Annotated in this window: 24 protein-coding genes and 1 tRNA gene; 9 read left to right on the plus strand and 16 right to left on the minus strand. The window is 70.8% G+C overall.

The genetic code is table 11. The features are described from left to right. Nucleotides 1–7: 7 nt before the first annotated feature. A complete protein-coding gene (locus ACFY2Z_RS13165; protein WP_390744263.1) occupies nt 8–568 on the minus strand; it encodes an RNA 2'-phosphotransferase in 561 nt (186 codons plus the stop codon). 359 nt (nt 569–927) lie between these two features. Then, nucleotides 928–2,682: an SDR family oxidoreductase gene (locus tag ACFY2Z_RS13170; protein WP_390744264.1), complete on the minus strand. Its 1,755-nt coding sequence runs from the start codon at nt 2,680–2,682 to the stop codon at nt 928–930. Between the two features lie 311 nt (nt 2,683–2,993). Here ACFY2Z_RS13170 and ACFY2Z_RS13175 point away from each other — a divergent pair, with 311 nt between their 5' ends. From ACFY2Z_RS13175 to ACFY2Z_RS13200, 6 genes are all read left to right on the plus strand, one after another. After that, nucleotides 2,994–3,956 (plus strand): ABC transporter ATP-binding protein, encoded by a 963-nt coding sequence (locus tag ACFY2Z_RS13175; RefSeq protein WP_390744343.1) that lies wholly within the window; start codon nt 2,994–2,996, stop codon nt 3,954–3,956. After that, a complete protein-coding gene (locus ACFY2Z_RS13180) occupies nt 3,946–4,854 on the plus strand; it encodes an ABC transporter permease (protein ID WP_390744265.1) in 909 nt (302 codons plus the stop codon). The genes ACFY2Z_RS13175 and ACFY2Z_RS13180 overlap by 11 nt, the downstream gene beginning before the upstream one ends. Beyond that, on the plus strand, nt 4,851–5,762 hold the full coding sequence (locus ACFY2Z_RS13185; RefSeq protein ID WP_311693892.1) for an ABC transporter ATP-binding protein: 912 nt from the start codon (nt 4,851–4,853) through the stop codon (nt 5,760–5,762). Before ACFY2Z_RS13180 ends, ACFY2Z_RS13185 begins: the two co-directional genes overlap by 4 nt. Before the next feature lie 10 nt (nt 5,763–5,772). Beyond that, on the plus strand, nt 5,773–6,492 hold the full coding sequence (locus tag ACFY2Z_RS13190; protein ID WP_390744266.1) for an ABC transporter permease: 720 nt from the start codon (nt 5,773–5,775) through the stop codon (nt 6,490–6,492). Nucleotides 6,493–6,672: 180 nt separating this feature from the next. Next, complete coding sequence (locus tag ACFY2Z_RS13195; protein WP_311693894.1) at nt 6,673–6,912, plus strand: hypothetical protein; 240 nt, start codon at nt 6,673–6,675, stop codon at nt 6,910–6,912. Between the two features lie 320 nt (nt 6,913–7,232). Next, a tRNA-Ser gene (locus ACFY2Z_RS13200) sits at nt 7,233–7,318 on the plus strand. 56 nt (nt 7,319–7,374) lie between these two features. Here the strand turns inward: ACFY2Z_RS13200 and ACFY2Z_RS13205 are convergent. The 9 genes from ACFY2Z_RS13205 to ACFY2Z_RS13245 all read right to left on the minus strand — a co-directional run bounded on the left by ACFY2Z_RS13205 (nt 7,375) and on the right by ACFY2Z_RS13245 (nt 17,501). Further along, on the minus strand, nt 7,375–8,193 hold the full coding sequence (locus ACFY2Z_RS13205) for an HAD family hydrolase (RefSeq protein ID WP_390744267.1): 819 nt from the start codon (nt 8,191–8,193) through the stop codon (nt 7,375–7,377). Continuing rightward, nucleotides 8,190–9,467 (minus strand): serine--tRNA ligase, encoded by a 1,278-nt coding sequence (serS, locus tag ACFY2Z_RS13210; protein ID WP_355916160.1) that lies wholly within the window; start codon nt 9,465–9,467, stop codon nt 8,190–8,192. The genes ACFY2Z_RS13205 and serS overlap by 4 nt, the downstream gene beginning before the upstream one ends. Nucleotides 9,468–10,001: 534 nt before the next feature. Further along, entirely contained in the window at nt 10,002–10,934 is a 933-nt protein-coding gene (pheA, locus tag ACFY2Z_RS13215) for a prephenate dehydratase (RefSeq protein WP_390744268.1), read from the minus strand. Nucleotides 10,935–11,025: 91 nt separating this feature from the next. Continuing rightward, nucleotides 11,026–12,399: an iron uptake transporter deferrochelatase/peroxidase subunit gene (gene efeB, locus ACFY2Z_RS13220; RefSeq protein ID WP_390744269.1), complete on the minus strand. Its 1,374-nt coding sequence runs from the start codon at nt 12,397–12,399 to the stop codon at nt 11,026–11,028. Between the two features lie 8 nt (nt 12,400–12,407). Continuing rightward, on the minus strand, nt 12,408–14,405 hold the full coding sequence (locus ACFY2Z_RS13225; protein WP_390744344.1) for a copper resistance protein CopC: 1,998 nt from the start codon (nt 14,403–14,405) through the stop codon (nt 12,408–12,410). Nucleotides 14,406–14,532: 127 nt separating this feature from the next. Beyond that, nucleotides 14,533–14,994 carry a copper chaperone PCu(A)C gene (locus ACFY2Z_RS13230; RefSeq protein WP_390744270.1) on the minus strand — a complete coding sequence of 154 codons (462 nt, stop codon included), beginning with the start codon at nt 14,992–14,994 and terminating at the stop codon, nt 14,533–14,535. Continuing rightward, complete coding sequence (locus tag ACFY2Z_RS13235) at nt 14,991–15,665, minus strand: SCO family protein (RefSeq protein WP_390744271.1); 675 nt, start codon at nt 15,663–15,665, stop codon at nt 14,991–14,993. Before ACFY2Z_RS13235 ends, ACFY2Z_RS13230 begins: the two co-directional genes overlap by 4 nt. A gap of 105 nt (nt 15,666–15,770) precedes the next feature. After that, nucleotides 15,771–16,505, minus strand: coding sequence for a YcnI family protein (locus tag ACFY2Z_RS13240; RefSeq protein ID WP_390744272.1), 735 nt, complete (start codon nt 16,503–16,505; stop codon nt 15,771–15,773). 150 nt (nt 16,506–16,655) lie between these two features. Then, nucleotides 16,656–17,501, minus strand: a complete 846-nt coding sequence (locus ACFY2Z_RS13245) for a hypothetical protein (protein ID WP_390744273.1) — start codon at nt 17,499–17,501, stop codon at nt 16,656–16,658. Between the two features lie 244 nt (nt 17,502–17,745). Between ACFY2Z_RS13245 and ACFY2Z_RS13250 the strand changes: the two genes are divergently transcribed. Further along, a complete protein-coding gene (locus tag ACFY2Z_RS13250) occupies nt 17,746–18,201 on the plus strand; it encodes an ATP-binding protein (protein WP_390744274.1) in 456 nt (151 codons plus the stop codon). A 200-nt stretch (nt 18,202–18,401) separates the two neighbouring features. Here the strand turns inward: ACFY2Z_RS13250 and ACFY2Z_RS13255 are convergent, their stop codons facing one another. Together ACFY2Z_RS13255 and ACFY2Z_RS13260 are read right to left on the minus strand one after the other, a co-directional pair. Further along, complete coding sequence (locus tag ACFY2Z_RS13255) at nt 18,402–19,892, minus strand: aminopeptidase P family protein (RefSeq protein ID WP_390744275.1); 1,491 nt, start codon at nt 19,890–19,892, stop codon at nt 18,402–18,404. 129 nt (nt 19,893–20,021) lie between these two features. Beyond that, nucleotides 20,022–21,539, minus strand: a complete 1,518-nt coding sequence (locus ACFY2Z_RS13260; RefSeq protein ID WP_390744276.1) for a PP2C family protein-serine/threonine phosphatase — start codon at nt 21,537–21,539, stop codon at nt 20,022–20,024. Between the two features lie 485 nt (nt 21,540–22,024). Between ACFY2Z_RS13260 and ACFY2Z_RS13265 the strand changes: the two genes are divergently transcribed. Both ACFY2Z_RS13265 and ACFY2Z_RS13270 read left to right on the plus strand, forming a co-directional pair. Continuing rightward, nucleotides 22,025–22,690: a bifunctional DNA primase/polymerase gene (locus ACFY2Z_RS13265; RefSeq protein ID WP_311693918.1), complete on the plus strand. Its 666-nt coding sequence runs from the start codon at nt 22,025–22,027 to the stop codon at nt 22,688–22,690. 56 nt (nt 22,691–22,746) lie between these two features. Next, nucleotides 22,747–23,355, plus strand: coding sequence for a hypothetical protein (locus ACFY2Z_RS13270; protein ID WP_390744277.1), 609 nt, complete (start codon nt 22,747–22,749; stop codon nt 23,353–23,355). Nucleotides 23,356–23,611: 256 nt separating this feature from the next. Here ACFY2Z_RS13270 and ACFY2Z_RS13275 read toward each other — a convergent pair whose 3' ends face one another. The 3 genes from ACFY2Z_RS13275 to ACFY2Z_RS13285 all read right to left on the minus strand — a co-directional run bounded on the left by ACFY2Z_RS13275 (nt 23,612) and on the right by ACFY2Z_RS13285 (nt 26,531). Continuing rightward, nucleotides 23,612–24,577, minus strand: a complete 966-nt coding sequence (locus ACFY2Z_RS13275) for a DUF5926 family protein (protein WP_390744278.1) — start codon at nt 24,575–24,577, stop codon at nt 23,612–23,614. A 252-nt stretch (nt 24,578–24,829) separates the two neighbouring features. Continuing rightward, nucleotides 24,830–25,459 carry an ATP-binding protein gene (locus ACFY2Z_RS13280; protein WP_390744279.1) on the minus strand — a complete coding sequence of 210 codons (630 nt, stop codon included), beginning with the start codon at nt 25,457–25,459 and terminating at the stop codon, nt 24,830–24,832. Between the two features lie 262 nt (nt 25,460–25,721). Beyond that, nucleotides 25,722–26,531 (minus strand): glycerophosphodiester phosphodiesterase, encoded by an 810-nt coding sequence (locus ACFY2Z_RS13285; RefSeq protein ID WP_390744280.1) that lies wholly within the window; start codon nt 26,529–26,531, stop codon nt 25,722–25,724. Nucleotides 26,532–26,602 lie beyond the last annotated feature (71 nt).

Here is a 26,602-nt window from a genome sequence, read left to right on the forward strand (position 1 = left end):
CGCAGCTTCAGTGCGGCCCCGGGAATCGCAGGTAGCGCGGGGGGACGGCCTGGGTGAGCCACACGCCGTTCGCGCTCACATGGAAGACATGGCCGTCGCGGTGCATGGCGTCGGCGTCCACGGTGAGGACGACGGGGCGGCCGCGGCGGGCCCCGACCCGGGTGGCGGTCCCGCGGTCCGGCGACAGATGGACGTCGTGCCGGTTCATGGGCCGGAGGCCCTCCGCCCGGATGGCGTCCAGATGGCGCGCCACGGTCCCGTGGTACAGGTACGCGGGCGGGGTCGCCTGGGGCAGCCCCAGTTCGACGTCGACGCTGTGTCCCTGGCTGGCGCGGATCCGGGTGCCCTCGATCGCGAAGCGCCTCTTGTCGTTGGTGGCGACCACGTGGTCCAGCTCTGTGCGGGTGATCCGGAAGCCGTGCGAGGCCGCGGCGGCGAGGAGCGCGTCGATCTCCACCCAGCCGCCTTGGTCGAGGGTCAGGCCGATCCGCTCCGGCTGGTGCCGCAGGTGCTTCGAGAGGTACTTCGACACCTTCACGGTGCGTCTCTCGTCGTTCCCTTCTGCCATCCCTCCAGCGTGCAGGAGAGACGCGGATCACGCATTTGATTTTGTCCCGGATGTTTGATCCACAAGCAAGTGCGGTTATCCACAAGGGAATTGGTGCCGCTGTGGACAACCGGCTTGCACCTAAGTGGCATTCGTCAAGTGATCCTCCGTTGAGCACCACTTGGGGGATTCGGCGGTAAATCCGCTGCCGCATGTGCACCGTTGGAAGGCGCAGCACCTGTTGATGGCTCACGAGTGCGTCAACCCTCGAGGATGCCATGTTGGTTGGCGACCAGCCCTTCAGAAAAAGGAAGTTGACTCGACGTCAGCGATCGTTGTCGCCGATCACGGCACTCCAACCCCACGCCCCACCAGGTGCATCACAGTCTCGGTTCCCAACGCGCCATGGCGCGCAGTGCGCTTGGGGCGAAGCGCGACACCAGGCGAAGCGCATGCGCCTCCGGAGTCACCGGCACTACAGGCTGGTTGCGTACGACGGCGCGCAGGATCGCGGCGGCGACTTTCTCCGGCGGGTATCCCCGCAAACCGTACAAACGTGTCGCCCTCTTCTGTCGGCGTTTCTCCTCCTCCGCGTCGACGCCCGTGAAGCGTGCGGTCGAGGTGATGCTCGTGCGGACGAAACCGGGGCAGATCGCCGTAACACCGATGTCCTGATCGGCCAGTTCGGCGCGCAGGCACTCGCTGAGCATCAGGACCGCCGCCTTGGAGGTGCTGTAGGCGGGCAGCGCTCTGGACGGCTGATACGCGGCCGCGGACGCGACGTTGACGATGTGGCCGCCCTGGCCGCGCTCGGCCATCTGCTTCCCGAAGAGGCGGCAACTGTGCAGAACACCCCACAAGTTGACGTCCAGCACCGTGCGCCAGTCCTCGGCGGTCGTGTCGAAGAAGGATCCCGACAGGCCGATCCCCGCGTTGTTCACCAGCACGTCCACCACCCCGTGGTTCGCGGCGACGCGCTCGGCGAGCTTCTCCATGGCCTGTTCGTCCGACACGTCGGCCTGCTCGGCCCATGCCTCGGGGGCGCCGTGCAGCCGGGCCTGTTCCGCGGTGCCGGCCGCGCTCCGCGGGTCCCGGTCGACGGCCACCACACGCGCCCCCGCCTTGGCGAACGCGAGGGCCGTGGCCCGCCCGATGCCGCTGCCCGCGCCGGTGACCAGTACCAGTTGCCCCCCGAACCGCTCCGCGTACGGTCCGTTCGCCGCCGGTGACGGATCTCCGCCCTCGACGGACGTCACGAACTCCCCGATCCAGGAGGCGACCTGGTCGGGACGGGTGCGCGGGATCCAGTGGCCCGCCGGCAGCGTGCGGTGCGTCAACTGCGGCACCCACCGTTCCAGGTCGTCGTAGAGCCGCTGCGACAGGAACGGGTCCTCCAGGGGAGTGATCAGCTGGACGGGCGCGTGCGCGTACGCGTCGGCGCGCGGGTGGCGCAGCCGCGGCCGGACGTTGTCGCGGTACAGCCAGGCGCCGTGGGCCGCGTCCGAGGGCAGCGTCGGGGCCGGGTAGTCGCCGGCCGCGATCTTCTCGGCGCGCCGCAGCATTTCCGGCCAGCGGCTGCCGAGCGGGCCGCGCCACATGAGTTCCGGCAGGGCGGGGGTGTGCAGTAGATACACGTACCAGGACCGGGCGCCCTGTCCGAGCAACTGGCCCGCCCGGCGCGGGGTCGGCCGGTGCATCCGCTTCTTGATCCAGTGGCCGAAGTGGTCCAGGGAAGGCCCGGACATCGAGGTGAAGGACGCGATCCGGCCCTCGGTGCGCCGGACCGTGACGAACTCCCACGACTGCACCGAACCCCAGTCGTGCCCCACGAGGTGCACCGGCCGGCCCGGGCTGACCGCGTCCACGACGGCCAGGAAGTCGTCCGTCAGTTTCTCCAGTGTGAACCCGCCCCGCAGCGGCCTCGGCGCCGTGGACCGGCCATGGCCTCGGACGTCGTAGAGCACCACATGGAACCGGTCGGCCAGCCGGGTGGCCACCTTTGACCAGACCTCCTTGCTGTCCGGATAGCCGTGGACGAGCACCACCGTCGGCCGGCCGGGGTCCCCCAGCTCGGCCACGCTCAGTTCGACCCCGCCCGTCCGCACCCGGCGCTCCCGCGCCCCCTCAAGAGTCACTTGCCCTCCGCCCGGCCCGCGGACACAGCGGTGCACCGGGTCTCCGCGACCGCACCGCCGTCCACGCCGACCACAGTTGGTGTCCGTCGCGTGACACCGGCGAATGTGGCAGTTGTTAGAGAGCGCGTCAACAGGCCCCGGCCGGTCTGTGGACAACCTGGGCAAGGAGGACAATGCGAGACGGTTCGACCGGCCGGTTGTTCGACCTCAGGGTGACCCCTACGGGCCTGTACGACTGGAGGCTGACCCGCAGACAGCTCTGCGGTCTGACGACGGCAGTGGTACGCGTCACTACCGTCGACGGTGTGACTGTGATCGCGACCGAAAGCCTGAGCAAGCGGTTCCCCAGGGTGACCGCGCTTGACCGGCTCTCCGTGGACGTCGGACCCGGTGTGACGGGGCTCGTCGGTGCCAACGGAGCCGGCAAGTCCACACTGATCAAGATCCTGCTGGGTCTGTCCCCCGCCACCGAGGGCCGCGCCGAAGTGCTCGGCCTCGACGTCGCCACCAAGGGCGGCGCCATCCGTGAGCGCGTCGGGTACATGCCGGAGCACGACTGCCTGCCGCCCGATGTGTCCGCCACCGAGTTCGTCGTCCACATGGCGCGGATGTCCGGGCTTCCCCCGGCCGCCGCCCGTGAGCGCACCGCGGACACCCTGCGCCATGTCGGCCTCTACGAGGAGCGCTATCGCCCCATCGGCGGCTACTCGACCGGCATGAAGCAGCGCGTGAAACTCGCGCAGGCCCTGGTGCACGACCCCCAGCTGGTCTTCCTGGACGAGCCGACCAACGGTCTCGACCCGGTCGGCCGCGACGAGATGCTCGGCCTGATCCGCCGTGTCCACACCGACTTCGGCATCTCGGTCCTGGTCACCTCGCATCTGCTGGGCGAACTGGAGCGCACGTGCGACCACGTCGTCGTCATCGACGGCGGCAAGCTGCTGCGCTCCAGCTCCACCCGGGACTTCACCCAGACGACCACGACCCTCGCGATCGAGGTCACCGACACCGACGAGCACCCCGACGGCACCCGCGCGGTGCGCGAGGCGCTCCACGCGCGCGGGGTGACCACCCACGACGGCAGCGGGCTGCCGGGCGCCGGGCACGTCCTGCTGCTGACGGCGGAGGGGGAGCAGACGTACGACCTGGTCCGGGACGTCGTCGCCGACCTGGGCCTCGGCCTGGTCCGCATGGAACAGCGCAGGCACCACATCGCGGAGGTCTTCAAGGACAGCGACGAGCAGCGGAAGGAGGCGGTCGGCCATGGCGGTTGAGCAGCCCACGGCCCATCAGGCCGAGCAGACCCGGATCCACAACATCGGCTACCGCTCGTACGACGGCCCGCGCCTGGGCCGTGCCTACGCCCGCCGCTCGCTGTACTCGCAGTCCCTGCGCGGCGCCTACGGCCTCGGCCGCTCGGTGAAGTCCAAGGTGCTGCCGATGCTGCTCTTCGTGGTGATGTGCGCCCCCGCGCTGATCATGGTCGCGGTCGCCGTCGCCACGAAGGCGAAGGACCTGCCGGTCGAGTACACGCGCTACGCGATCATCATGCAGGCCGTCATCGGTCTGTACGTCGCCTCCCAGGCGCCCCAGTCCGTCTCCCGGGACCTGCGCTTCAAGACCGTGCCCTTGTACTTCTCGCGCCCCATCGAGACCTCCGACTATGTCCGCGCCAAGTTCGCGGCCCTGGCCTCCGCGATGTTCGTCCTGACGGCCACGCCGCTGCTGGTCCTCTATGTGGGCGCGTTGCTCGCCAAGCTGGACTTCGGCCACCAGACGAAGGGGTTCGCCGAGGGCCTGGTCTCCGTGGCCCTGCTCTCCCTGCTGTTCTCCGGGGCAAGCCTGGTCATCGCGGCGGCCACCCCCCGGCGCGGCTTCGGCATCGCGGCCGTCATCGCCGTCCTGACCATCTCGTACGGCGCCGTCTCCACCATCCAGGCCATCGCGGACGCCCAGTCGGGCGACACCGCCGCCATCGTCTGGATGGGCCTGTTCTCGCCCGTGACCCTGATCGACGGCGTACAGACCGCCTTCCTGGGCGCGAGCTCCTCCTTCCCCGGCGGGCAAGGACCCTCGACCGCGCAGGGAGTCGTCTACCTCCTCGTCGTCCTGGGACTCATCGCGGGCAGCTACGGCCTGCTGATGCGCCGCTACCGAAAGGCCGGACTGTGACCACGCTCACCATCGACCACGTCTCGCGCTGGTTCGGCAACGTGGTCGCCGTCAACGACGTCACGATGACGATCGGCCCCGGTGTCACCGGCCTGCTCGGCCCGAACGGCGCGGGCAAGTCCACCCTCATCAACATGATGGGCGGCTTCCTCGCCCCCTCCACCGGTTCCGTCACCCTCGACGGAACGCCGGTGTGGCGCAACGAGCAGATCTACCGGCACATCGGCATCGTCCCCGAGCGCGAGGCGATGTACGACTTCCTCACCGGCCAGGAGTTCGTCGTCGCCAACGCGGAGCTGCACGGCCTGGGCGCGAAGGCCGCCCAGCGGGCGCTCGCCACGGTCGAGATGGAGTACGCGCAGGACCGGAAGATCTCCACGTACTCCAAGGGCATGCGCCAGCGCGTGAAGATGGCGTCCGCCCTGGTGCACGATCCGTCCCTGCTGCTGCTCGACGAGCCGTTCAACGGCATGGACCCGCGCCAGCGCATGCAGCTGATGGACCTGCTGCGGCGCATGGGCGCCGAGGGCCGCACGGTGCTCTTCTCGTCCCACATCCTCGAAGAGGTCGAACAGCTCGCCTCGCACATCGAGGTGATCGTCGCCGGACGGCACGCGGCGAGCGGCGACTTCCGGAAGATCCGCCGTCTGATGACCGACCGGCCGCACCGCTACCTGGTGCGTTCCAGCGACGACCGGGCCCTCGCGGCCGCGCTGATCGCCGACCCGTCGACGTCCGGAATCGAGGTCGACCTCGCGGAGGGCGCGCTGCGCATCCAGGCGGTGGACTTCGGCCGGTTCACGGCCCTGCTGCCGAAGGTCGCGCGGGAGCACGGCATCCGGCTGCTCACGGTCTCGCCGTCCGACGAGTCCCTCGAGTCCGTCTTCTCGTATCTGGTCGCGGCGTAGGAGGCCGAAGATGTACGACCCCACAGTCGCCCGGCTCACCTACCGGGGCCTGCTCGGCCGCCGCCGGGCCCTCATCCTCGGCGCGCTGCCCGCCCTGCTGATCGTGATCTCCGTGGTCGTCCGGGCGCTGACCGGCGCCGACGACCAGGTGGCCCATGACGTGCTCGGCGGATTCGCGCTCGCCACCATGGTGCCGATCATCGGCGTCATCGCCGGCACCGGCGCGATCGGGCCCGAGATCGACGACGGCTCGGTGGTGTATCTGCTGGCCAAACCGGTGAAGCGGCCCACGATCATCATCACCAAGCTGATCGTCGCCATCGCGGTCACCATGGCGTTCTCGGCGCTGCCCACGTTCATCGCGGGCATGATCCTCAACGGCAACGGCCAGCAGATCGCGGTCGCGTACACGGTGGCGGCGCTGGTCGCCTCCATCGCCTACGCGGCGCTGTTCCTGCTGTTCGGCACGGTCAGCCGGCACGCGGTGGTCTTCGGGCTGGTCTACGCGCTGGTCTGGGAGGCGCTCTTCGGCTCGCTGGTCTCCGGTGCGCGCACGCTCAGCATTCAGCAGTGGGCGCTCGCCGTGGCGCACAAGGTCTCCGACAGCTCGCTGGTCACGTCGGACGTCGGACTGCCCACCGCGACGGTGCTGCTGATCGTGGTGACCCTGGCGACCACCTGGTACGCGGGCCAGAAGCTGCGGGCACTGACCCTCGCGGGCGAGGAGTGACAGACCCTGCGGGGCCCTGACGGGCCTCAGGTGCGGGGTGCGGCCGGGCAGAAGGCCGCACCCCGCACCGGGCTCGGCGGCGGGCCGTCGTTCTTGCGCTTTTCGAAGGCGTTTTTGACAGCGCCTTCACATCTGCCTAGGCACACTGGGCAAAGGGGATGTGCTGCGAAAGGACTGGGGATGACAGCGGAGGCACCAGGAGGCGAAGGGCCGGGCGAGGCCGGCGACGCCTGGGACGGCGCCGTGTTCGACGAGGACTTCATACGGTCCGCGCCGACGACGGAGCCCTCCGCGCGCGCCCGGATGCTGGCCGCGCGCTGGCGGAACGAGGCGCCCGACCCCCAGCCGTGGCGCTCGGACGAGCCGCCCGCCGGGTGGTTCTTCAGCAAGGCGCGCCGTCGCAGGTGGCGCCGCCGGTAGCGACCGTGACCGCCGCGAGAGCGGTGCGCCCCGCCCGCGGGGCGCGTGTGCCCCGCTCGCACGGCCGGTGCGTTTTATTCGGTGGCGTCCGATACGACGGAACGGGCACAGTGGAGTCAACGACGCCGGACCGAGCCGGCGCCATGTTCTGGGAGAGGAGCCGGGCGATGTCCATGCACGGCAGTACGCCCAGCTCCCGACAGGGCAGCCCGCGGCGGGCTCCGGAGTAGCCACCTCTCCGTCGAGCCCCGCTTCGCACGGGGAGCTGCCCGGGGCGGCCGCTTCGAGCGCGCGACGGGTTTCGCGCGGGCCGCCCACCCGGAGGATTGGCCGAGTGGCAAGGCACCGGCTTGCTAAGCCGTGGTCGGGGCCAGTCCCCGCGCGCGTTCGATCCGCGCATCCTCCGCGAGACACAGACCGAGACACCACACACCCTCTGGTGCGCCCGTTCGGGCACAGGCCCTAGCCCAGCAACCGCTCCAGCACGACCGCGATGCCGTCCTCCTCGTTGGACAGCGTCACCTCGTCCGCCACCGCCTTGAGGTCCTCGTGCGCGTTGGCCATGGCCACGCTGTGGCCGGCCCACGCGAACATCGGTATGTCGTTCGGCATGTCGCCGAAGGCGATCGTGTCCGCGGCCTTCATGCCCAGGCGGCGGGCCGCCAGCGACAGCCCCGTGGCCTTCGTCAGGCCCAGCGGCAGGATCTCCACTATCCCCTCGCCCGCCATGGTCACTCCGACCAGGCCCCCGGCGGCCTGCTGTGCCGCCTCGGCCAGTTCGTCGTCGCTCAGGGTCGGGTGCTGGAGGTACACCTTGTTCAGCGGCGCCGACCACAGCTCCGCCGCGTCCCGGATCGGATGGTAGGGCAGCGGCCCCTCATGGACCCGGTAGCCGGGGGCGACCAGGACCTCCCCGTCCAACCCGTCCCGGCTCGCCGCCAGCAGCAGCGGGCCCACCTCGGCCTCGATCTTCGCCAGCGCGAGACCCGCTATCTGCCGGTCCAGCGTCACCGACGTCAGCAACCGCCGCTCCCCCGCGTCGTACACCTGTGCCCCCTGGCCGCACACCGCGAGTCCCCGGTATCCGAGGTCGTCGAGGATGGGACGGGTCCAGGGGACCGCACGGCCGGTGACGACGATGTGCGCCGCGCCCGCCTCGGTGACCGCGGCGAGCGCCGCACGGGTGCGCGCGGAGACCGTCTCGTCGGGACGCAGCAGCGTCCCGTCGAGGTCGGTCGCGATCAGTCGGTACGGAAGTCGGGCGCCCTCGGCCGTGCTCACTTGGCCACGGGCTCCAGCAGCTCCCGGCCGCCCAGGTACGGGCGCAGGATCTCGGGCACCCGCACGGAGCCGTCGGCCAGCTGGTGGTTCTCCAGGATCGCCACGATCGTCCGCGGTACGGCGCACAGCGTGCCGTTCAGCGTCGCCAGCGGCTGCACCTTCTTGCCGTCGCGCATGCGGACCGACAGACGGCGGGCCTGGAAGCCGTCGCAGTTCGAGGCCGACGTCAGCTCGCGGTACTTGCCCTGGGTGGGGATCCAGGCCTCGCAGTCGTACTTGCGTGAGGCGGACGCGCCCAGGTCGCCCGTCGCCACGTCGATGACCTGGAACGGCAGCTCAAGGGCGGTGAGCCACTCCTTCTCCCACTCCAGGAGCCGCTTGTGCTCGTTCTCGGCGTCCTCGGGGTCGACGTACGAGAACATCTCGACCTTGTCGAACTGGTGCACACGGAAGATGCCCCGCGTGTCCTTGCCGTAGGTGCCGGCCTCGCGGCGGAAGCACGGGGAGAAGCCCGCGTAGCGCAGCGGCAGCTTGTCCGCGTCGATGATCTCGTCCATGTGGTACGCGGCGAGCGGGACCTCGGAGGTGCCGACCAGGTAGAAGTCGTCCTTCTCCAGGTGGTACACGTTCTCCGCGGCCTGGCCGAGGAAGCCGGTGCCCTCCATGGCGCGCGGGCGGACCAGGGCGGGGGTCAGCATCGGGGTGAACCCGGCCTCCACGGCCCGCGCCATCGCCGCGTTCACGAGCGCCAGCTCCAGCAGGGCGCCGACACCCGTCAGGTAGTAGAAGCGCGATCCGGAGACCTTCGCGCCGCGCTCGACGTCGATCGCGCCGAGTGCCTCGCCGAGCTCCAGGTGGTCCTTGGGCTCGAAGCCCTCGGCGCCGAAGTCGCGGACGGTGCCGTGCGTCTCCAGGACGACGAAGTCCTCCTCGCCGCCGACCGGGACGTCGGGGTGCACCAGGTTGCCGAGCTGGAGCAGAAGCCGCTTGGCCTCCTCGTCGGCCTCGTGCTGCTCGGCGTCGGCCGTCTTGACGTCGGCGGCGAGCCGGCTCGCCTTCTGCAGCAGCTCGGCCTTCTCGTCGCCGGAGGCCTTGGGGATCAGCTTGCCGAGCGCCTTCTGCTCGGAACGGAGCTCGTCGAAGCGGACGCCGGACGACCTGCGCCGCTCGTCGGCGGAAAGGAGGGCGTCGACGAGCGCGACATCCTCACCACGGGCGCGCTGGGAAGCGCGAACACGGTCGGGGTCCTCACGGAGCTGGCGAAGGTCAATCACCCCTCAAGGCTACCGGTGTGGAGTTCCGGCTTACGACTCCGTTTATCCATCCGTGGCGCATGTCCCGTTGTGCGGCAATTACGCAGCGTGTCAAGAAAAGGGACGCTGCCGCCGGAAGGGGGCGCTCCGGGTGTACTCGGTTGACCGGAAATCCTTGTGGGCAGCGGGTTTTGAGATCCACTTGTCCACAGTCATCCACAGGGCCCAGAAAGTTATCCACAGGCTGTGCGGAAGATCTGTGGACTTCGGAACTGATCATTCCGAAGGTCCTTCAGGAGGGGAGAATTCCCCGGGCAAAGCCCCACTACTTGCACTTTCGGGTGTAAAAGGGTCCCTCCAAAGAGGTGATGGAGAGAAACGGGTGGACAACTGCGTCGAACGCGATGATGGACGGCCGGGGCTCAGCGGAGGGACTTGTCGACCGGGATGTGCCGTGTTGTCGACTTGTCCCCAGATCGAGAAGCCCACCTGTGGATAACTTCTGTGGACAACGAAAATCCGCAGGTCGTATCGGACGTTCCGGAACCCGATGTCCTAGAACCGGCCGTCCTGGCAGCGCGCCACCCAGTCCGCGGCCGCCATGAACTCGTCGTCCGACGTGCCCGTCGACGGGACCCGGGCATCGGCCACGGTGATGTCCGCGCGCGGGTACGACCCCAGGAACCGCACCTGGAGACAGATCCGCTTCAGCCCCATCAGGGCCTCGGCCACCCGGCGGTCGGAGATATGGCCCTCGGCGTCGATGCAGAAGCAGTAGTTCCCGATTCCCTCTCCGGTCGGGCGGGACTGCAACAGCATCAGGTTGACCCCGCGGACGGCGAACTCGCCCAGCAGGTCGCGCAGACCGCCCGGGTGGTCGTCGCGCTGCCAGAGAACGACCGAGGTCTTGTCCGCGCCGGTGGGAGCCGCCGGCCGGGCGGGCCGTCCGACCAGCACGAACCGCGTCTGCGCGTTCTCCGCGTCGTGGATGTTGGTCTCCAGCGCCTCCAGGCCGTAGCGCGCGGCGGCGAACTCGCCGGCGAACGCCGCGTCGTAGCGACCCTCCTGGACCAGGCGGGCGCCGTCCGCGTTGGATGCGGCGGACTCCCAGACGACGTCCGGGAGATGGGCCTTCAGCCAGTTGCGCACCTGCGGCTGGGCGGCGGGATGCGCGGTGACCGTCTTGATCTCGGAGAGCTTGGTGCCGGGGCGGACCAGCAGCGCGAAGGTGATCGAGAGGAGGACCTCCCGGTAGATCATCAGGGGCTCGCCGGCGACCAGCTCGTCGAGGGTGGTCGTGATGCCGCCCTCCACCGAGTTCTCGATCGGTACGAAGGCGGCCTCCGCCTCGCCGTTGCGGACGGCGTCGAGCGCCGCCGGGACCGACACCATCGGGACGAGCTCCCGGGTCGCGGACTCCGGCAGCGTGCGCAGGGCGACCTCGGTGAAGGTGCCTTCGGGACCGAGATACGCATAGCTGGCTGGCATGACCTCACCCTAATGGGCCTCGACGGAACCCGGCTCGAAGCTGTGGAAAACGATGATCGCGCCTCCCCGGCCACTGCGCGGTCACTGCTTGTCATCCCTCCAGCAGCCGCTGCCCCACGTACTCTCCCTGCGGCGCCCCGCCCGGCACCGCGAACAGGCCGCTCGCCTCATGGCGGATGTACTGCGACAGCGCGTCGCCCCGGTCGAGCTTGCGCTGGACCGGGACGAAACCGCGCAGCGGGTCCGCCTGCCAGCAGATGAACAGCAGGCCCGCGTCGGGCGTCCCGTCCGGGTCGAAGCCGTCGTGGAAGGAGAACGCGCGACGCAGCATCGCCGCGCCCCCGTTCTGGTCGGGCCGGGTGATGCGCGCGTGCGCGTTCAACGGCACGACCGGGGAGCCGTCGGCAGCGGACTTCTCCAGATCCATCTCGGTGGTCTCGGTCCCGCCGCTCAGCGGTGCCCCCGTGGCCTTGCGGCGCCCGATGACCGCCTCCTGGGCCTGGAGCGAGAGCTTCTCCCAGTCGTCGAGGAGCATACGGATCCGGCGTACGACCGCATACGAGCCGTTCGCCATCCAGGCCGGGTCACCGGAGGCGGGGACGAAGATCCGCTGGTCGAAGTCGGCGTCGGTCGGCTTCGGATTGTGGGTGCCGTCGATCTGGCCCATCAGGTTGCGCGCCGTCATGGGGTGTGCGGTGGCACCCGGGGAGCGGTTGAAGCCGTTCATCTGCCAGCGCAGCCGTGCCGCGCTGCCCGCGTCCTTCTGGAGTGCGCGCAGGGCGTGGAAGGCGACGAGCGCGTCGCTGGCACCGATCTGGACCCAGAGATCGCCGTTGCTACGGGACTTGTCCAGCCGGTCCGAGGAGAAGTCGGGCAGCGGGTCCAGGGCGGACGGGCGCTGCTTCTCCAGACCCGTACGGGAGAAGAAGCTGTTTCCGAAGCCGAAGGTGATCGTCAGGGCCGAGGGGCCGGCGTCCCGGGCGACGTCGGTGTCGTCGTGCGGCGCCGCCTCGCCCGCCATCAGCCGCTCGGCGGTCGCCGACCAGCGGCGCAGCAGCGCGGCGGCCTCGGTGCGGCCCGCCCCCGCCGCCAGGTCGAAGGCGGCGAGATGACCACGTGCCTGGACGGCGTCGGCGATGCCGGGCTGATGTTTCCCGTGAAACATCGCCCGGTCCGTGCCGAGCGAGGTCAGCGGCAGGGCCTTGTCGGAGGGCGCCGCCGCGTAGCCGACGGCGCCGCCCGCGGCGCCCAGCGCCAGCCCGGTGGCCCCGGCGGTCCCGAGGAGCCGTCGCCGCGAGATCACGCTCTGGGGGAAGGCGCTGCCGGAGCCGGCGTCCTCAGGGGTGCTTGTGGAGGACCTCTTGGCCGCGGCTCCCTTGGGTGAGCGCTGGGCACTGGGGCGGCCCGGCGACTTCTGGGACGGGATGTCCTCGTGGGACGCCTCCGGCGTGGACTGGTCAGCCATGGTGCGGTTCAGCCGATCTTTGCGTTCTTGGTCACGGTGGTCTGATCGATGTCGGAGGTTCGGACGGTCACCGCGATCTTCCAGTCGCCCGCCATGGGGATCTGCACACCGCTCGCCGACCAGTGCCCTGTGGCGATGCGGTCGGGCTCGATCGGAAGCGGTCCGATGCCCTTGGACTCCAGGGTGAAGGCGACCTTGACCTCGGGGACGTCGAAGGCCTTGCCGTTGGGACGCACCACATAGACGTGCATCTCGTCGCTGCCGACGCGGGCCGGGTCGAGGGTGACCTCGACGGTGCCCTTGCCGTCCTGGCCGCCCGTGTCGAAGGGCATCTTCAGCGACAGGGGGCCGGAGCGTTGCGAGGCGGACGCGGTGGCCGCCCTGGCCGCCTCCTCCGTACGCCCCGGCTCGGTCGTGGTCAGCGCGGTGGCGACGGCCAGGAGGACGACGGCGACGCCCGCCTCGGCGAGCACGGAACGGCGCAGCCCCGAACGGACGGGGTCGGCATCGCGGGTGCGCTTGGCCTGGGCCGCGGCCATGGCGGCCCGCTGCCGGGCCAGCTGCGCGGCGCGCTCGGAACCGCTGTCACCGTCCTGCGCGCTCCCCTTGGGCGACGCCTCGGTCGGTGCCCGAGTCGCCGTCCGGGTGGACGCCTTCGCCGCCACGGTCGCGCGCTTCTTCCCCGTGCGTTCCTGCTCCGCCCTGTCGGCCGTGTCCGGCGGGTCGACCCCCGCGACCGGCGCATCCGCCAGCCGCGCCGTCCAGCGCCGTGAGATCCAGGCGATGCCCACGAGGACGGCGACCAGCCCGACCTTCACGAGCAGCAGTTGCCCGTACGACGTCCCGGTCAGGGCGGACCACGAGCCGAGCTGGCGCCAGGCCTGGTAGACACCGGTCGCGGTCAGCACCACGACGCTCCCGAACGCGAGGCGTGAGAAGCGCCCGACGGCCGCCGCCTCGATCGAGGGCGCCCGGAACAGCGCCACGAGCAGCGCCGCGAGCCCGCCCAGCCAGACGGCGACGGCCAGCAGATGCAGGATGTCGACCGGCATCGCGAGCCCGGTCTGGATGCCGGTCGAGGCGTGCTCGGCCATCGCCCAGGTCGCCGCGAGCCCCGCCGCCACGACGGTTCCGCCGAGGGCGAGCCCCAAGGTGAGGTCCCGCTTCTCGGCGTCCTGCGCGGCTCTCTCGCCGGAGGAGCCACCGTCGGACGTCTCCTGCCCGTCGTCGTGGTCGTCGAGGTCCGCGGAACCGCCCGCCTCGCCCTCGGCGCCCGCGTCCCGTCGTACGTACGCCCCGAAGAGCACCGCGATGAACAGCGCCCCTGCCGCGAGCAGCAGCAGCCGGGAGACCAGCGCCGCCCCGGCCTTGGTCTGCAGCACCTGGCCGATCAGGGACACGTCGAAGATGTCCGCGACCTTCCCCGAGCCGGTGTACGAACCGCGCAGGAGCAGCAGCGCGAGCGTCGCCGAGGTGAGGGCCACCCACCCGGAGACCACCAGCCGCTGCACCGCCCGTACGCCGGCCCCTCGCTGCCAGCAGGCCAGCACGAAGGCCGCGCCGCCGACCAGGACGATGAACCCGGCGTAGGAGATGTACCGGGCGAACGCGTAGAGCCAGCCGACGAACCCGCCGCCCGCGGTCGGCCCGGAGGCCGAGACCGTGGTCGCGGACGGCGCGCCGACGGAGAAGGTGAAGGCGCCGGAGACGGGATGGCTGTCCGCGGACACCACCTGGTAGGTGACGGTGTACGTGCCCTTGGGCAGCCCCGTGCGCACCTGCACCCCGTACATCGTCCCGCTCAGATTGGACGGCTTGCCGGTGTCGACGCGCCGTCCCTGCGGATCGAGGACCTGCAGCGAGCCGTCGGAGAGCGCGACCTGCTCGGAGAAGGTGAGGGTGACCTCGGTGGGCGCCTTGTCGACCACCGTTCCCTGCGCGGGGTCGCTGCCGAGCAGCGCCGCGTGCGCGGAGGCGGGTGCGACCCCGCCGAAGAGCACGCCCATGGCGGCGAGCAGCAGCGCCAGCAGGGCGGGGAGCGCCCGGAGACGGCGTGTGCGCGGCAGCGCGGTACGGACGTCTCGCCGGCGTTGCGCGTCGGGAACGGTGGCCTGCGTCACGGTGATCCCTCTCTCAGTGCCCGGTCATCGGGTTGTACGTGGCCGACTTCACCGGCATCTCGACCGTGACGGTTCCGGACTTGGCAAAGTGCAGCTGCACCGGCACCTTGTCGCCCCGGGCCGGCTTGTGGGCGAGCTTCTCGAACATGAGGTGGTTGCCGCCGCTCGCGAAGTCGAGTCTGCCGTCCGCGGGTACGGCGAACGACTTCTCCTCCGCCATCGCGCCGTCCTTGGTGGAGTGCATCGTGATGTCTCCGGCGAGGCTGCTCGTGACGGAGGTGAGGGTGTCCGCACCGCCGGAGTTGGTGACGGTGAAGAAGCCGGCTGCCATGTCACCGGCGACGGGCGCGGGCATATAGGCACCGGTGATCTTCAGCTCGGGCTTGGCCGAGGACGAGCCGCCCGAGCCGCCGCAGCCCGCGAGCACCAGACCCGCCGCCGTCAGCGCGGCGATCCGGCCGAGGCGGAGTTTCACGGGTTCTCCCCCTTGATGATCTTGGGGAGGTCCTTGGTGTAGTCGTCGACGGTGGCGTCCTCGCCGTAGAGCAGATAACCCCCGTCGGTCTTCGGCGAGAACGCGATGACCTGGGTGCCGTGGGTGGAGACGATCTTGCCGTCCTTCTCCTTCCGCGGCGGCTCGATGGTGATGCCGAGGCTGCGGGCGCCGGCCTGGATCGTGGAGAAGCCGCCGGTCAGACCCACGACCTCGGGGTCGATGCCCTGGAGCCACTTGCCGAGCGCGGCCGGGGTGTCGCGCTCGGGATCGGTGGTGACGAACACGATCTGCAGCGAGTCCTTCTGCGCCTGGGTCAGCTCCTTGTTCTTCTCCACCTCCTTCTTGGCGACGGCGAGGTTGTTCATGGTGAGCGGGCAGACGTCGGGGCAGTGGGTGTAGCCGAAGTAGAGCAGCGTCGGCTTGCCCTTGGTCTGCGCGCGCAGGTCGTACTTCTTGCCGTGGGTGTCGGTGAGGACGAGGTCCGGCTTCGTGAACGGCTGGTCGAGCACGGTGGCGGCCTTGTCCGAGCCGGACTCGGCGGAAACCACGGCGACCGGCTTGCTGCCGCTGTCGCCTGATCCGCAGGCGGAGAGGGTGAACGCGGCGGCGGCGAGGACAGCGGCCGCGGTGAGCGTCTTCTTCTTGCGCATAGAGAAATGTCCCAGATTTAGGCGGTCCGGTGGCGCCGGGGTCGTACGGGGCGCGTCGCGGCGATGCCGTACGACCCCGGCGCATGTCCGGAGGTGAGTCGGACCTCAGGCGTGGTGGGTGCGTCGGCGGCCGGCCAGAACGCCGTACGCCACGCCCGCCGCACCGACCACGATGCCCACGACCCCGAGGACGCGGGCGGTGGTGTCGCTGGTGCCGGCGGAGGGCGCGGAGGCGGTGTCCTTCGCGGAGGCGTCCTGGGCCGTGGCGCCGTGGTGGCCGGAGGACGCGGCGCTCAGCTGGAGCACCGGAGCCGGGTTCTCGGGCTCCTCCTGGCCCTCCTTCTGCGGCTCGATCCACCGCACGACCTCGTTGTTGGAGTACGTCTGGAGGGCCTTGAAGACGAGCTGGTCGGTGTCCTCCGGGAGCTGGCCGACGGAGAGCGGGAACTTCTGGAAGTAGCCCGGTTCGATGCCCTTGCCGGTGGCGGTCCAGGTCACCTTGGTGACCGTCTCGTCGATCTGACGGCCGTGCAGCGTCAGCGGCTTGTCGAGCTTGGACTTGGTGACCTGCACCTTCCAGCCGTCGAGGGGCTGCGGCATCACCGAGGCGAGCGGATGGTCGGCCGGGAAGGCGACCTCCAGCTTGGTGGTCGAGGCGTTGTCGCGCTCGTTCGGGACCTTGAAGTCGACGACCGCGTAGTCACCCTTGGCAGCCGCGCCCTCCGGCTGCACGGTGACGTGTGCGAACGCGGGGACGGACAGAAACAGCACGGCCGACGCGGCGGTGGCACCGGTGACGGCGACACGGGACGTCTTCAGGGAACCCTTGATGGCCTTCATGACGTGAGAACACTCCACTCCGAGTGAGAGTCCGTTGGCGAAGAGAGAGCGCGTGCGGGGGGATCGCCACGGTCGTGGCAGCTCACGGGCACGCGCGTGTGCCGCGCGACGGCGGCCCCTTGCGCAAGGACGAGGGAGCGGCGCGTCGCGTCAGGCAGCGAGGACGCAGGGAGCGGGGGAGGGCGGGCCGCGCCGGATCACCGCGTGCCGCAGTGCGGTCGTGCGCGGCTTCGGCGGCAGGAGGAAGGCGGTGCGCGGGGCGCGCACGCCCGCGCCAGGAGTCGTGGGGAGCCCGGCCACCAGGGCGCGCACCAGGGCGAGCGACGATCGCAGGGCCCGTACGAGCGCCCCTTCCGCGACCCCGTGCGCGGACAGGTGCATGAGCCGCAGCAGCGCCTTGTCCCCGTGGCGCAGCACCCACCCGGCGGCGACCGCCGCGAGGACGTGGCCGAGCAGCATGGACACCGACGGCAGCAGCGACCACCACGAACCGGCCGCGGTCGACAGCGCGTCCGCGGGGTGGTGCACGACGGTGGTGTCCGTCCCGGTGGTGAGCCGCGCGTCGGCGAGGATCTTCTGGGCCTGCGCGGGGGAGATCGCCGCCGCGGTGGTGCCGCACAGCAGATGCGCGGCCCGCGCCACGAGCGTGGCATCGGCCGTCGCGGTGTTCGAGGTCATCGAGCCCATGGACGCCATGGACGCCATCGACCCCGCACCGGCGTGCTGCCCGAGTCCGAACAGGGTGTGCAGCACGGTCTGGCCCACCGCGAGGAGTCCCGCGATGCCCGGCAGTGAACGTTCCCGTCCGGCGAGCGTCACCGTAGAGGCGAACACGCCGAGGAAGCCGACGGCCAGCGCCCACAGCGGAACCATGGCGCAGGACGCGAAGGCGTGCCCGGCCCCGGCCAGCACGACGCAGACCGCGGAGAACACCGCGGCCCGCAGGATCCGCAGATCCCATCCGGTGCGCGCCGTGCGCTGATGGGGGGCACTCATGGCGGCCTCATCATCGCACTGCCCGTCCCGGGCGCGTGCGGCAGGTCCGCAAGGTGGCTTTGGGGTGGTCTGTGCTCCGGTGCGCCGGAAGATCGCATTCCGGCGATGCGGGCGGCGTGCATACACCCCTTCCAAGCTCCGGCGCATCCGCCGTACGGGCGGGATCTCGTCGTCGGGGTGATTGCGGCCGCGTACGGGCGGCAATACGTAACGGTATGTCGAGCCGCGGCCAGGAGGCTGGAGCATGAGCATCTGGTGGTCACTCCATCTGCGGCGTGAAGCTGCGAGCGTGCCGCTCGCCCGGCGGCTCCTGATGGGCACGATGGAGACCGCGGGCGTCGACCCGGACATCTCCTACGACCTCTCAGTCGCCCTGAGCGAGGCCTGCGCCAACGCGGTCGAGCACGGCGGGGACACCGCCCACGGCGGCATGTCGGAGGCGTACCGGGTCACGGCGTATCTCGACGGTGAGACGTGCCGCATCGAAGTCGCCGACTCGGGCCCGGGGTTCCCTGCCGGCCGGTCCCGTCCCCTCGCCCTGCCGAGCTGCACCGACGCGGAGCACGGCCGGGGCCTGTGCCTCATCGAGGAACTCGCCGACCACGTACACATCGGCAGCACGCCGGGGCGCGGCGGGGCGGTGGTGAGCTTCGACAAGACCCTCAAGTGGAAGCAGGGTGCCCCGCTGGCGGCCGTGTAGCCGGACCGCACCGGCCGCCGCGTCCGCCGCGCTTTCCGGTCAACTCCCCCGCACGGGCGCCGTGTTCGCCGACAGGCGGTGGAACGGGTGAAAGGCAGCGACACGGGCGAAGGGCGGCGGAACAGGGAAAGGGCCGGGACCCACCGCTCCGCGGTGACCCGGCCCTTCCGCGCGTATCAGTCCTTCGAGGACGTCCGCGGTCAGCCCTTCAGGGACGCCATCCACGCCTCGACCTCGTCGGAGCGCCGCGGCAGCCCCGCCGAAAGGTTCCGGTTGCCGTCCACGGTGACCAGGATGTCGTCCTCGATGCGGACGCCGATGCCTCGGTACTCCTCCGGGACGGTCAGGTCGTCCGTCTGGAAGTACAGGCCCGGCTCGACCGTGAGCACCATGCCGGGCTCCAGCGTGCCCTCCACATACGTCTCCGTGCGGGCGGCCGCACAGTCGTGCACGTCCATGCCGAGCATGTGGCCCGTGCCGTGCAGGGTCCAGCGGCGTTGCAGGCCCAGCTCCAGGACGCGCTCCACCGGGCCCTCGACCAGACCCCACTCGACCAGCTTCTCGGTCAGCACCCGCTGGGCGGCGTCGTGGAAGTCGCGGTACTTGGCGCCCGGCTTCACCGCCGCGATGCCGGCCTCCTGGGCCTCGTACACGGCGTCGTAGATCTTTTTCTGGATCTCGCTGTAGGTGCCGTTGACCGGCAGCGTGCGGGTGACGTCCGCCGTGTAGTACGTGTGCGTCTCCACGCCCGCGTCCAGCAGGAGCAGGTCCCCGGAGCGGACCGGGCCGTCGTTGCGCACCCAGTGCAGCGTGCAGGCGTGCGGGCCCGACGCGCAGATGGAGCCGTAGCCGACGTCGTTGCCCTCCACCCGGGCGCGCAGGAAGAACGTTCCCTCGATGTAGCGCTCGGAGGTGGCCTCCGCCTTGTCGAGGACCTTCACCACGTCCTCGAAGCCGCGCACGGTGGAGTCGACGGCCTTCTGCAGCTCGCCGATCTCGAAGTCGTCCTTGACCAGACGTGCCTCGGAGAGGAAGACGCGCAGTTCCTCGTCGCGCTCGGCGGTGACCTTGTCGTGCAGCGCGGCCTCGATGCCCGCGTCGTAGCCACGGACGACCCGGACCGGGCCGGTGGCCTCCTTCAGCCTCTGGGGCAGCTCACGCACGTCCGACGCGGGGATGCCGTACAACTGCTCGGCCTCGGTGAGCGAGTGGCGGCGGCCGACCCACAGCTCGCCCTGGCCGGAGAGCCAGAACTCGCCGTTCTCCCGGTTGGAGCGGGGCAGCAGATAGAGGGTCGCCGTGTGACCGTCCGGGGCCGGTTCGAGGACGAGGACGCCGTCCTCGGTCTGGTTGCCGGTCAGGTACGCGTACTCGACGGAGGAACGGAAGGCGTACTCCGTGTCGTTCGAGCGGGTCTTCAGATTGCCGGCGGGGATCACCAGACGCTCGCCCGGGAAGCGCGCGGACAGGGCGGCGCGGCGGGCGGCGGTCTCGGCGGCCTGGGCGATCGGCTGCAGGTCGTGCAGCTCGGTGTCGGCCCAGCCCGACTTCATGCTCTCGGCCAGCTCGTCGGAAACGCCCGGGTACAGGCCGTTCTTGCGCTGCTTGATCGGCTCTTCCGCCTCGTCCGGACCCGCTGCGTCGGCAGCAGGATCCGATACGGCGGGAATGAGCTGGTCCGCCACGGTCATCCTCCTTTGGTACGGCACTGGGCCTCCATCATCGTACGGTCGTACGGAAGGGGGTCCAGGGCCGGAGCACCTATTACCCGAGATGCCGTGTCACCGGGACCGCACGGGTGACCGTGGGTAGCCGTGCCCTCACTCGAACCGCGCCGCCAGCAGCACCACGTCCTCCGCGCTGTCCGCTTCGTCCAGCCCGTCGGGCAGCACCGTGCGCAGCACGTGGTCCGCGACCGCTCCCGGGTCGGTGCGCAGCGGCCTCGGCACACCGGCGGCCGCCGTGTGCAGCCGGGCGAAGGCGCGGTCCAGGGAGTCTCCGGTGCGGTGCAGCAGCCCGTCGGTGTACAGCAGGACGGTTTCGCCGGGTTCCGCGGTCAGCTCGACGCTCGGTGCCTCCCAGCAGGCCAGCATCCCGAGCGGAGCCGACAGCGAGGTCTCGACGAACTCGGTGCGCCGCGGACCGATCACGAGCGGCGGGCTGTGTCCGGCGCCGGCGAGCGTGAGTCTGCGCAGCGCGGGCTCGCAGTACGCGAACAGGGCGGTGGCGGAACGGGCGGGCTCGGTGAGCCGCAGCAGCAGCTCCAGATCGGAGAGGACCGCCACCGGGTCCTCGCCCTCCATCACGGCGTACGCGCGCAGGGAGGCCCGCAGCCGTCCCATCGCGGCGACCGCGCTGGGCCCGGACCCGGTCACGGAACCGACGGCGAGGCCGAGCGCGGCGTCGGGCAGCGGCAGTGCGTCGTACCAGTCGCCGCCGCCGCGCGGGCCGGTCCGGCGCCGCGCCGCGAGCCGGACGCCGGCGACCCGGGGCAGCCGGGTGGGCAGCAGCTCCTCGGAGATCGTCGTCATGCACGCGCGCGTGCGCTCGATCTCGACCATCCGCCCCACGTGTTCGGTCGCGTAGCGGGCGTAGAGGCCGACGAGATGGCGCTGGCGCTCGACCGGTTCCGCGGGTTCGTCGTAGAGCCACACGGCGGCGCCGAGACGGCCTGCCGTCTCGCTGGCAAGGGGGAGTGCGTAGCTCGCGGCGTAGCCGAGCCGGGCGGCCACCTCGCGATGGCGGGGGTCGAGTCCGTCCTCGGCGAACAGATCCGGCTGCGCGATCTCGCACTCACCGCCGGGCAGTCCGTCGAGGATCCTGCCGTACGACAGCGCACTGCGCGGCACGGTCTCGATGTGCCCGAGGTCGGCGCGGGCGAGGCCGAGGCCGATCGTGGTCTCGGGTCCGAGACCGTCCCGGGGCTCCAGTACGACGAGACCGCGCCGGGCGCCCACGAGGGCGGCTCCGGCGCGCAGTACTTCCTGGAGCGCAGCGGCGAGCGAGGTCGTGCGGGCCAGGCACTCGGTGAGTTCATGGAGGGTCGTCAGATCGGAGACCCAGGCGGCGAGCCGGTCCTGGAGGACCGCTCCCGGGCCGATGGGCGCGACGGGGACGGCCGAGGGGGCATCCGTGGCGGCAGGCGTCGGCGCGACAGTGTGTGCGGGCGAGGGAACCGTTGAATCGATTCCGGCCACTTTCGGCGGGTGAGGGGCGTTCATGGCGTCCGGCTTTCGAACCGGTGCGTATTGCTCGATAGCATCGCAAACCCCCATGTCAATCTGCGCCGCTAGCGGTGTCTCCACATGTACACGGACTCGTAAGGGGATGTCCAGCATTGTCCTGCTGGGATTCCTGGTGTCCGTGGGGTGCTCTTACTCTCTTGCAAGGAAGCAAAGTTGGCTTAAAACCGCCTCGGGTATCACCCCATTGCGGTCGACTGGCCTTGCTCGACAGAGCGTCACAACGGTCGTGATGGGTACGTACTCGGTGAAGGCCAGGGGTGGTTGGGGATCACCCGGAACCTGGCGCCGGACCCGGGCGTCTTAACCACCGACGGCCGAGCCCCATCCTCCCGTGGCGGAGGCGCCGAGCAAGAGCGGGACGGCATATCGCCAGGCGCCGCCACCCCACGCCATGCCATGCCCATGCTTGTGTGGGCGCAGTATGGACACGGACACAGCCGACACTCGGCCCATAGGGGTTCCCTCTGTCCATGACAGGGGTGTGATGCGCCAGCAGGTACGCACAGTGAAGTGATCGACACATGGTGTGATGTGGCCCTCGGTGTTGCCAGGCGTGCAACGGAAAGGAACGAGCGCTCATGCGCGAGATCCTCGGAAGGCGACGCAGGCTCCTGTCCAGGCGGAGGGACCGGAAGCCTGAGCAGATCGGCGCGGCCCTGACCTTCGCGACCGAATGGCAGTGGCCCGTTCTCCCGGGTGTGGCACCCGACCCGCAGGGACGTGCCCGCTGCGGATGCCCGGACCCGGAGTGCACGGTGCCCGGCGCGCATCCCTTCGACCCGGGGCTGCTCGCGGCCACCACCGACGAGCGCATGGTGCGCTGGTGGTGGACCAACCGTCCGTCCGCACCGATCGTGCTGGCCACCGGGGGCACGGCGCCCTGCGCGGTGAGCCTGCCCGCCCTCGCGGCCTCCCGCGCCCTGGCCGCGCTCGACCGCAAGGGCATGCGCCTCGGCCCGGTCGTGGCCGGGCCGCACCGCTGGGCGATCCTCGTGGCGCCGTACTCCATGGAGCAACTGGGCGAACTGCTCTACGCGCAGGACTTCGTCCCCGGCTCGCTGCGCTTCCACGGAGAGGGCGGCTATCTGGCCCTCCCGCCGTCCGAGACCGGCCACGGGCAGATCCGCTGGGAACGCGCTCCGCTGCCCGGCTCCGCCTCGCCCTGGGTGCCCGACGTGGAGGCCGTCGTGGACGCCGCCGTGGAGGCCCTCACTCGTAAGGGTGTGAGCGCCCCCGAGTTGTAGGGGCGTCGGCCGCGCACCGGACCGGGCGCCCGTGATCGGCGGATATCTTCGCCCCCATGGTGATGCGTCCTTTGGGACACGGGAGGCGGGGGTTCGGCCTCAGCAGGGACACGCCGGGCCCCGGCCGGCCCGACCCTTGTGGGATCCGGCTGCTCGCGCTCCTGGGCGTGGTCGCGGTCCTGGCCGCGGTTCCGCTCACGGTGGCCTCCGCCGGACCGGTCGGCGACGCGGGCCGTTTCGAGGCCCGCACGCCCGCGCACGATGACGCGAAGCGGCCGGTGTCCGCCCGCTCCCCGCTGCTGTCCGGCTCGGCTCTTGCCACCGCCGCCCACTGTGGACGCCAAATCTCCTCCGGCGACGGCATCGAGGCGCAGACCTGTGTGCTGACACGGGGGCAGGACATCTGGGCGCGCATGTACTACCGCAACGCGCGCGGCGGGGGAATGAGTTCCGTCCTGGATCTGATGGCACCCGACGGGCGCACCGTCGAGATGCGCTGCGCGGTCGGCGTCTCCGACGCCCCGGGGATCTGTGAGACACCCCGGCAGCACCTGACGGGCGACCCGGGGGCGTATGCGGCGGTCGCGGAGTTCGCCCGGCGTGACGGGGGCGGACCGCTGCTGCTGCGCTCCGGAAGCGACCGGCCTCCGTCGGACGACGGGTAAACCGACTGTCGCCCGGGACAGTTGGCGCCGCGCCGACGGGTGGGCGCGCCCGTGCATGGAAAGGCCCGGTTGCTGGCGACGGGGGATGCACCAGCAACCGGGCTACTGGAACGGTAACAAGAGATCGGCGGTTCGCAAATTCGATCTCGGCCATTCCGGCACGGATTTGCCTGTCGCGATGGCGACTTGTGACAGGGGTCACCCAGGGGAGGACACCCCGGTCCGCCTGACCGGTCGGTCAGGCGGAGGCCGGGCCTCAGCTGAGCGTCACCTGCCGGTTGGTCAGCCCGCCGCGCGCCCGGCGCTCGTCCGCGGTGAGCGGTGCGTCCGACGCCAGGGCGGCCGCGAGGCGCTCGGCGAACTCGGCCGCCGGCTTCTCGACGTCCTCCGCGCGCACCTCGCTCGGCAGGTCCCAGACCGGCACCGTGAGCCCGTGCGCGCGGAAGGAGCCGACCAGGCGGGTGCCTTCGCCGAGGCTCGACTGCCCGGCCGCGTGCAGCCGCGCGAGAGCGTCCAGAAGCCGCTCCTCGGAGTGCGGCATGACCCACCGCAGATGGTTCTTGTCGGAGGTCTCACACCAGTAGGCGGCGTCGACGCCCTCCAGCTTCACCGTCGGGATGGCCGCGGCGTTGGCCCGCTCCAGGGAGGCGGCCACCTCCGGCGTCGTGTTCTGCGCGTCCGGGACCCAGAACTCGAAGCCGCTGTGGACGACTGGCTCGAAGGCGCCCTCGGGGTCCAGCAGGTCCTGCAGCCGCGGTCCGCCGACGGGTGCGCGGCGACCCTGGACCGGGGTGCCCGGCTCGGCGGTCATGGCGCGCTGGAGGGTGTCCGCGAGGTCACGGCTGATGTCGCCCGACGCCGTGTCGTTCTGCAGGCCGAGCAGGACCGAGCCGTCGTCGCGGCGCAGGGCCGGCCACGCCATCGGCAGCACCGTCACGAGTGTGACCGAGGGGACGTCCTCGGGGAGGGCCTCCCTGAGCTTCAGCTCGACGGTCGCCGCCGGCACCAGCTCGCGCAGGGCGATCCAGTCGCACTCGCCCGGGAGTCCCTCGAACGGACGCTGCACCAGCTCGGTCACCGCGTGCGCGGCGGCCCGGCCGTGGCAGGCCTTGTAACGCCGGCCGCTGCCGCAGGGGCAGGGCTCACGGGCGCCGACGACCGGGATCTCGGCATCCGTGAGCTGCGGGCGCTCGGCCTGGGTCTGGGGTCGCTTCTTGGCCATCGTGGGTGTCTCCCGGTTACGGCTCGTTTCGTACGGGCGCGAGCCTAGCCGTTCGTACGACGCCCGACGGGATCCTGTGGACAACGCACCGAGGCGTCCTCGAAGCGGTGCTCCGTTCCAGGTCGGAAAGTGTCCGTGGGAGCGGCGTTCAGGCTGTCCCGATCCTTGCCTGGAGCCTTCGCGCACGCCCCGGGACGCGGTACCGTCCCAGTCCGGTCGCTTCAGCCGGGTCCGGCTCGGTGCGGCTCGCAGTCAGTCCAGATCTTCGAACGCGTCCGCGAAGTCCAGGTCGGGCAGCTCCGAGACGGAGGGGGCCGTGACGCGCGTAGCGAAATCGTCGCGTCGGTGCGACGCTCCGACGTCGTTCTGGACGACGACCCAGACCGTGACCTCGCCGCGGACGCCGTCCCGGACGCCCCAGTCCTTGGCCAACGCCGTGATGATGTTCAGCCCGCGGCCGCCGTGCGCGGTGACCGAGGGGGTCGCGGGGACCGGACGAGTGGGGCCTCCACCGTCCGTCACCTCGACCGTGAGCCGCCCGGAGACGTCGACGCGCCATGCGGCGCGTACGTCCCCGTCCCCGTGGAGCCTGTCGCCCAGTGGTCTGCCATGGCGACACGCATTGCTGAGCAGTTCCGAAAGGATCAGTACGGCATCGTCGATGACCGATTCCGCCACGCCACCGGTTCGCAGTTGATCGCGCATCCGATGTCTTGCTTCCCCCACGCCCGCAGGACCATGGGGTACGGCCATGCTCGACGACGTGGGCACCTCCTGTGCCACCACCAACGCCACCCCCGAGACCTCCTTCGCCCCACGCCACGGTGTGAATGCCCCATGGCAATGGCCGGGAAACCGGACCGCGTTCCCGCGCTGACGCATTGCTAACGGCCGAACACACAGCGAACGCGCCGGTGCACACCCTGTCATCGCGTGGCCGGATTCCATCCCTTATGGGAGGTCGAATCGTGCCGCTCTGTGAGCGGGATCGCCCGGCGATGTGACGGGGATCGCCACCGTGCTGTGACGGGAATCGCCACGGCGGCAGGTGCGGGGGCCCGTCCGGCGATGTGAACGGGATCGCCCGGGGGCGGCGCGGACTTCCGGGACGACGCGGACTTCCGGTTTTGGGCGGCGGAGCCGGTCAGCGGCCCAGCTGGCGCAGCACCGCGCGTGGGCGGTTGGTGATGATGGCGTCCACGCCCAGCTCGACACAGAGGTCGACGTCCTCGGGCTCGTTCACGGTCCACACATGCACCTGGTGGCCGACCTGCTTCAGCCGCTGGATGTACGCGGGGTGGCTGCGCACGATCCGCATCGAGGGGCCCGCGATCCGGACACCCGCGGGCAGCCGACCGTCCCGCAGCCGGGGCGAGAGGAACTGCAGCAGATAGACCGTCGGCAGGTTCGGGGAGGCGGTCCGTACCCGGTGCAGTGAGCGCGCCGAGAAGCTCATGACGCGCACCGAGGACTCGGCCGGGGACGCGGGGGCGTCCAAGCCGAATCGCTTCAGCAGCTGCAGCAGCCGCTCCTCGACCTGCCCCGCCCAGCGCGTCGGGTGCTTGGTCTCGATCGCCAGGTCGATGGGGCGCCCGGCGTCGGCGACGAGTTCGAGCAGGCGCTCCAGGGTGAGGACGGAGGTGTCCTCGGGGTCCTGCGGGCGGTGCTCCCAGTCGGGCTCCTCGTCGCTTCTCTTCCAGGAGCCGAAATCCAGGGCGGTGAGGTCGGCCAGCTCCAGGGCGGACACCGCGCCGCGGCCGTTGGACGTACGGTTGACGCGTCGGTCGTGGACGCAGACGAGGTGTCCGTCCGCGGTCAGCCGGACGTCGCACTCGAGGGCGTCGGCACCGCCCTCGATCGCCATCTTGTACGCGGCCAGGGTGTGCTCGGGGGCCTCCTCGGAGGCTCCGCGGTGGGCGACGACCTGGACCAGGTGCTGTCGTGCGTGGGTCACCGCGTCATGGTGCCACCGTCAAGGGGAAGGCGCGGTATCGGAAGGCGACGTGACGGTATCGGCGAGGTGTC

The organism is Streptomyces sp. NPDC001222 (assembly GCF_042896945.1).
In the GTDB taxonomy this organism is placed as follows: Bacteria; Actinomycetota; Actinomycetes; order Streptomycetales; family Streptomycetaceae; genus Streptomyces; species Streptomyces gibsoniae.

Bases quoted from the DNA above. Each gene is read 5' to 3' on its own strand.
- ACFY2Z_RS13165 (WP_390744263.1), bottom strand. From the start codon at position 568: ATGGCAGAAGGGAACGACGAGAGACGCACCGTGAAGGTGTCGAAGTAC.
- ACFY2Z_RS13180 (WP_390744265.1), top strand. From the start codon at position 3,946: ATGGCGGTTGAGCAGCCCACGGCCCATCAGGCCGAGCAGACCCGGATC.
- ACFY2Z_RS13190 (WP_390744266.1), top strand. From the start codon at position 5,773: ATGTACGACCCCACAGTCGCCCGGCTCACCTACCGGGGCCTGCTCGGC.
- ACFY2Z_RS13195 (WP_311693894.1), top strand. From the start codon at position 6,673: ATGACAGCGGAGGCACCAGGAGGCGAAGGGCCGGGCGAGGCCGGCGAC.
- pheA (WP_390744268.1), bottom strand. From the start codon at position 10,934: ATGCCAGCCAGCTATGCGTATCTCGGTCCCGAAGGCACCTTCACCGAG.
- efeB (WP_390744269.1), bottom strand. From the start codon at position 12,399: ATGGCTGACCAGTCCACGCCGGAGGCGTCCCACGAGGACATCCCGTCC.
- ACFY2Z_RS13225 (WP_390744344.1), bottom strand. From the start codon at position 14,405: ATGGGCGTGCTCTTCGGCGGGGTCGCACCCGCCTCCGCGCACGCGGCG.
- ACFY2Z_RS13235 (WP_390744271.1), bottom strand. From the start codon at position 15,665: ATGCGCAAGAAGAAGACGCTCACCGCGGCCGCTGTCCTCGCCGCCGCC.
- ACFY2Z_RS13240 (WP_390744272.1), bottom strand. From the start codon at position 16,505: ATGAAGGCCATCAAGGGTTCCCTGAAGACGTCCCGTGTCGCCGTCACC.
- ACFY2Z_RS13245 (WP_390744273.1), bottom strand. From the start codon at position 17,501: ATGAGTGCCCCCCATCAGCGCACGGCGCGCACCGGATGGGATCTGCGG.
- ACFY2Z_RS13250 (WP_390744274.1), top strand. From the start codon at position 17,746: ATGAGCATCTGGTGGTCACTCCATCTGCGGCGTGAAGCTGCGAGCGTG.
- ACFY2Z_RS13255 (WP_390744275.1), bottom strand. From the start codon at position 19,892: ATGACCGTGGCGGACCAGCTCATTCCCGCCGTATCGGATCCTGCTGCC.
- ACFY2Z_RS13260 (WP_390744276.1), bottom strand. From the start codon at position 21,539: ATGCTGGACATCCCCTTACGAGTCCGTGTACATGTGGAGACACCGCTA.
- ACFY2Z_RS13265 (WP_311693918.1), top strand. From the start codon at position 22,025: ATGCGCGAGATCCTCGGAAGGCGACGCAGGCTCCTGTCCAGGCGGAGG.
- ACFY2Z_RS13270 (WP_390744277.1), top strand. From the start codon at position 22,747: ATGGTGATGCGTCCTTTGGGACACGGGAGGCGGGGGTTCGGCCTCAGC.
- ACFY2Z_RS13275 (WP_390744278.1), bottom strand. From the start codon at position 24,577: ATGGCCAAGAAGCGACCCCAGACCCAGGCCGAGCGCCCGCAGCTCACG.
- ACFY2Z_RS13280 (WP_390744279.1), bottom strand. From the start codon at position 25,459: ATGCGTCAGCGCGGGAACGCGGTCCGGTTTCCCGGCCATTGCCATGGG.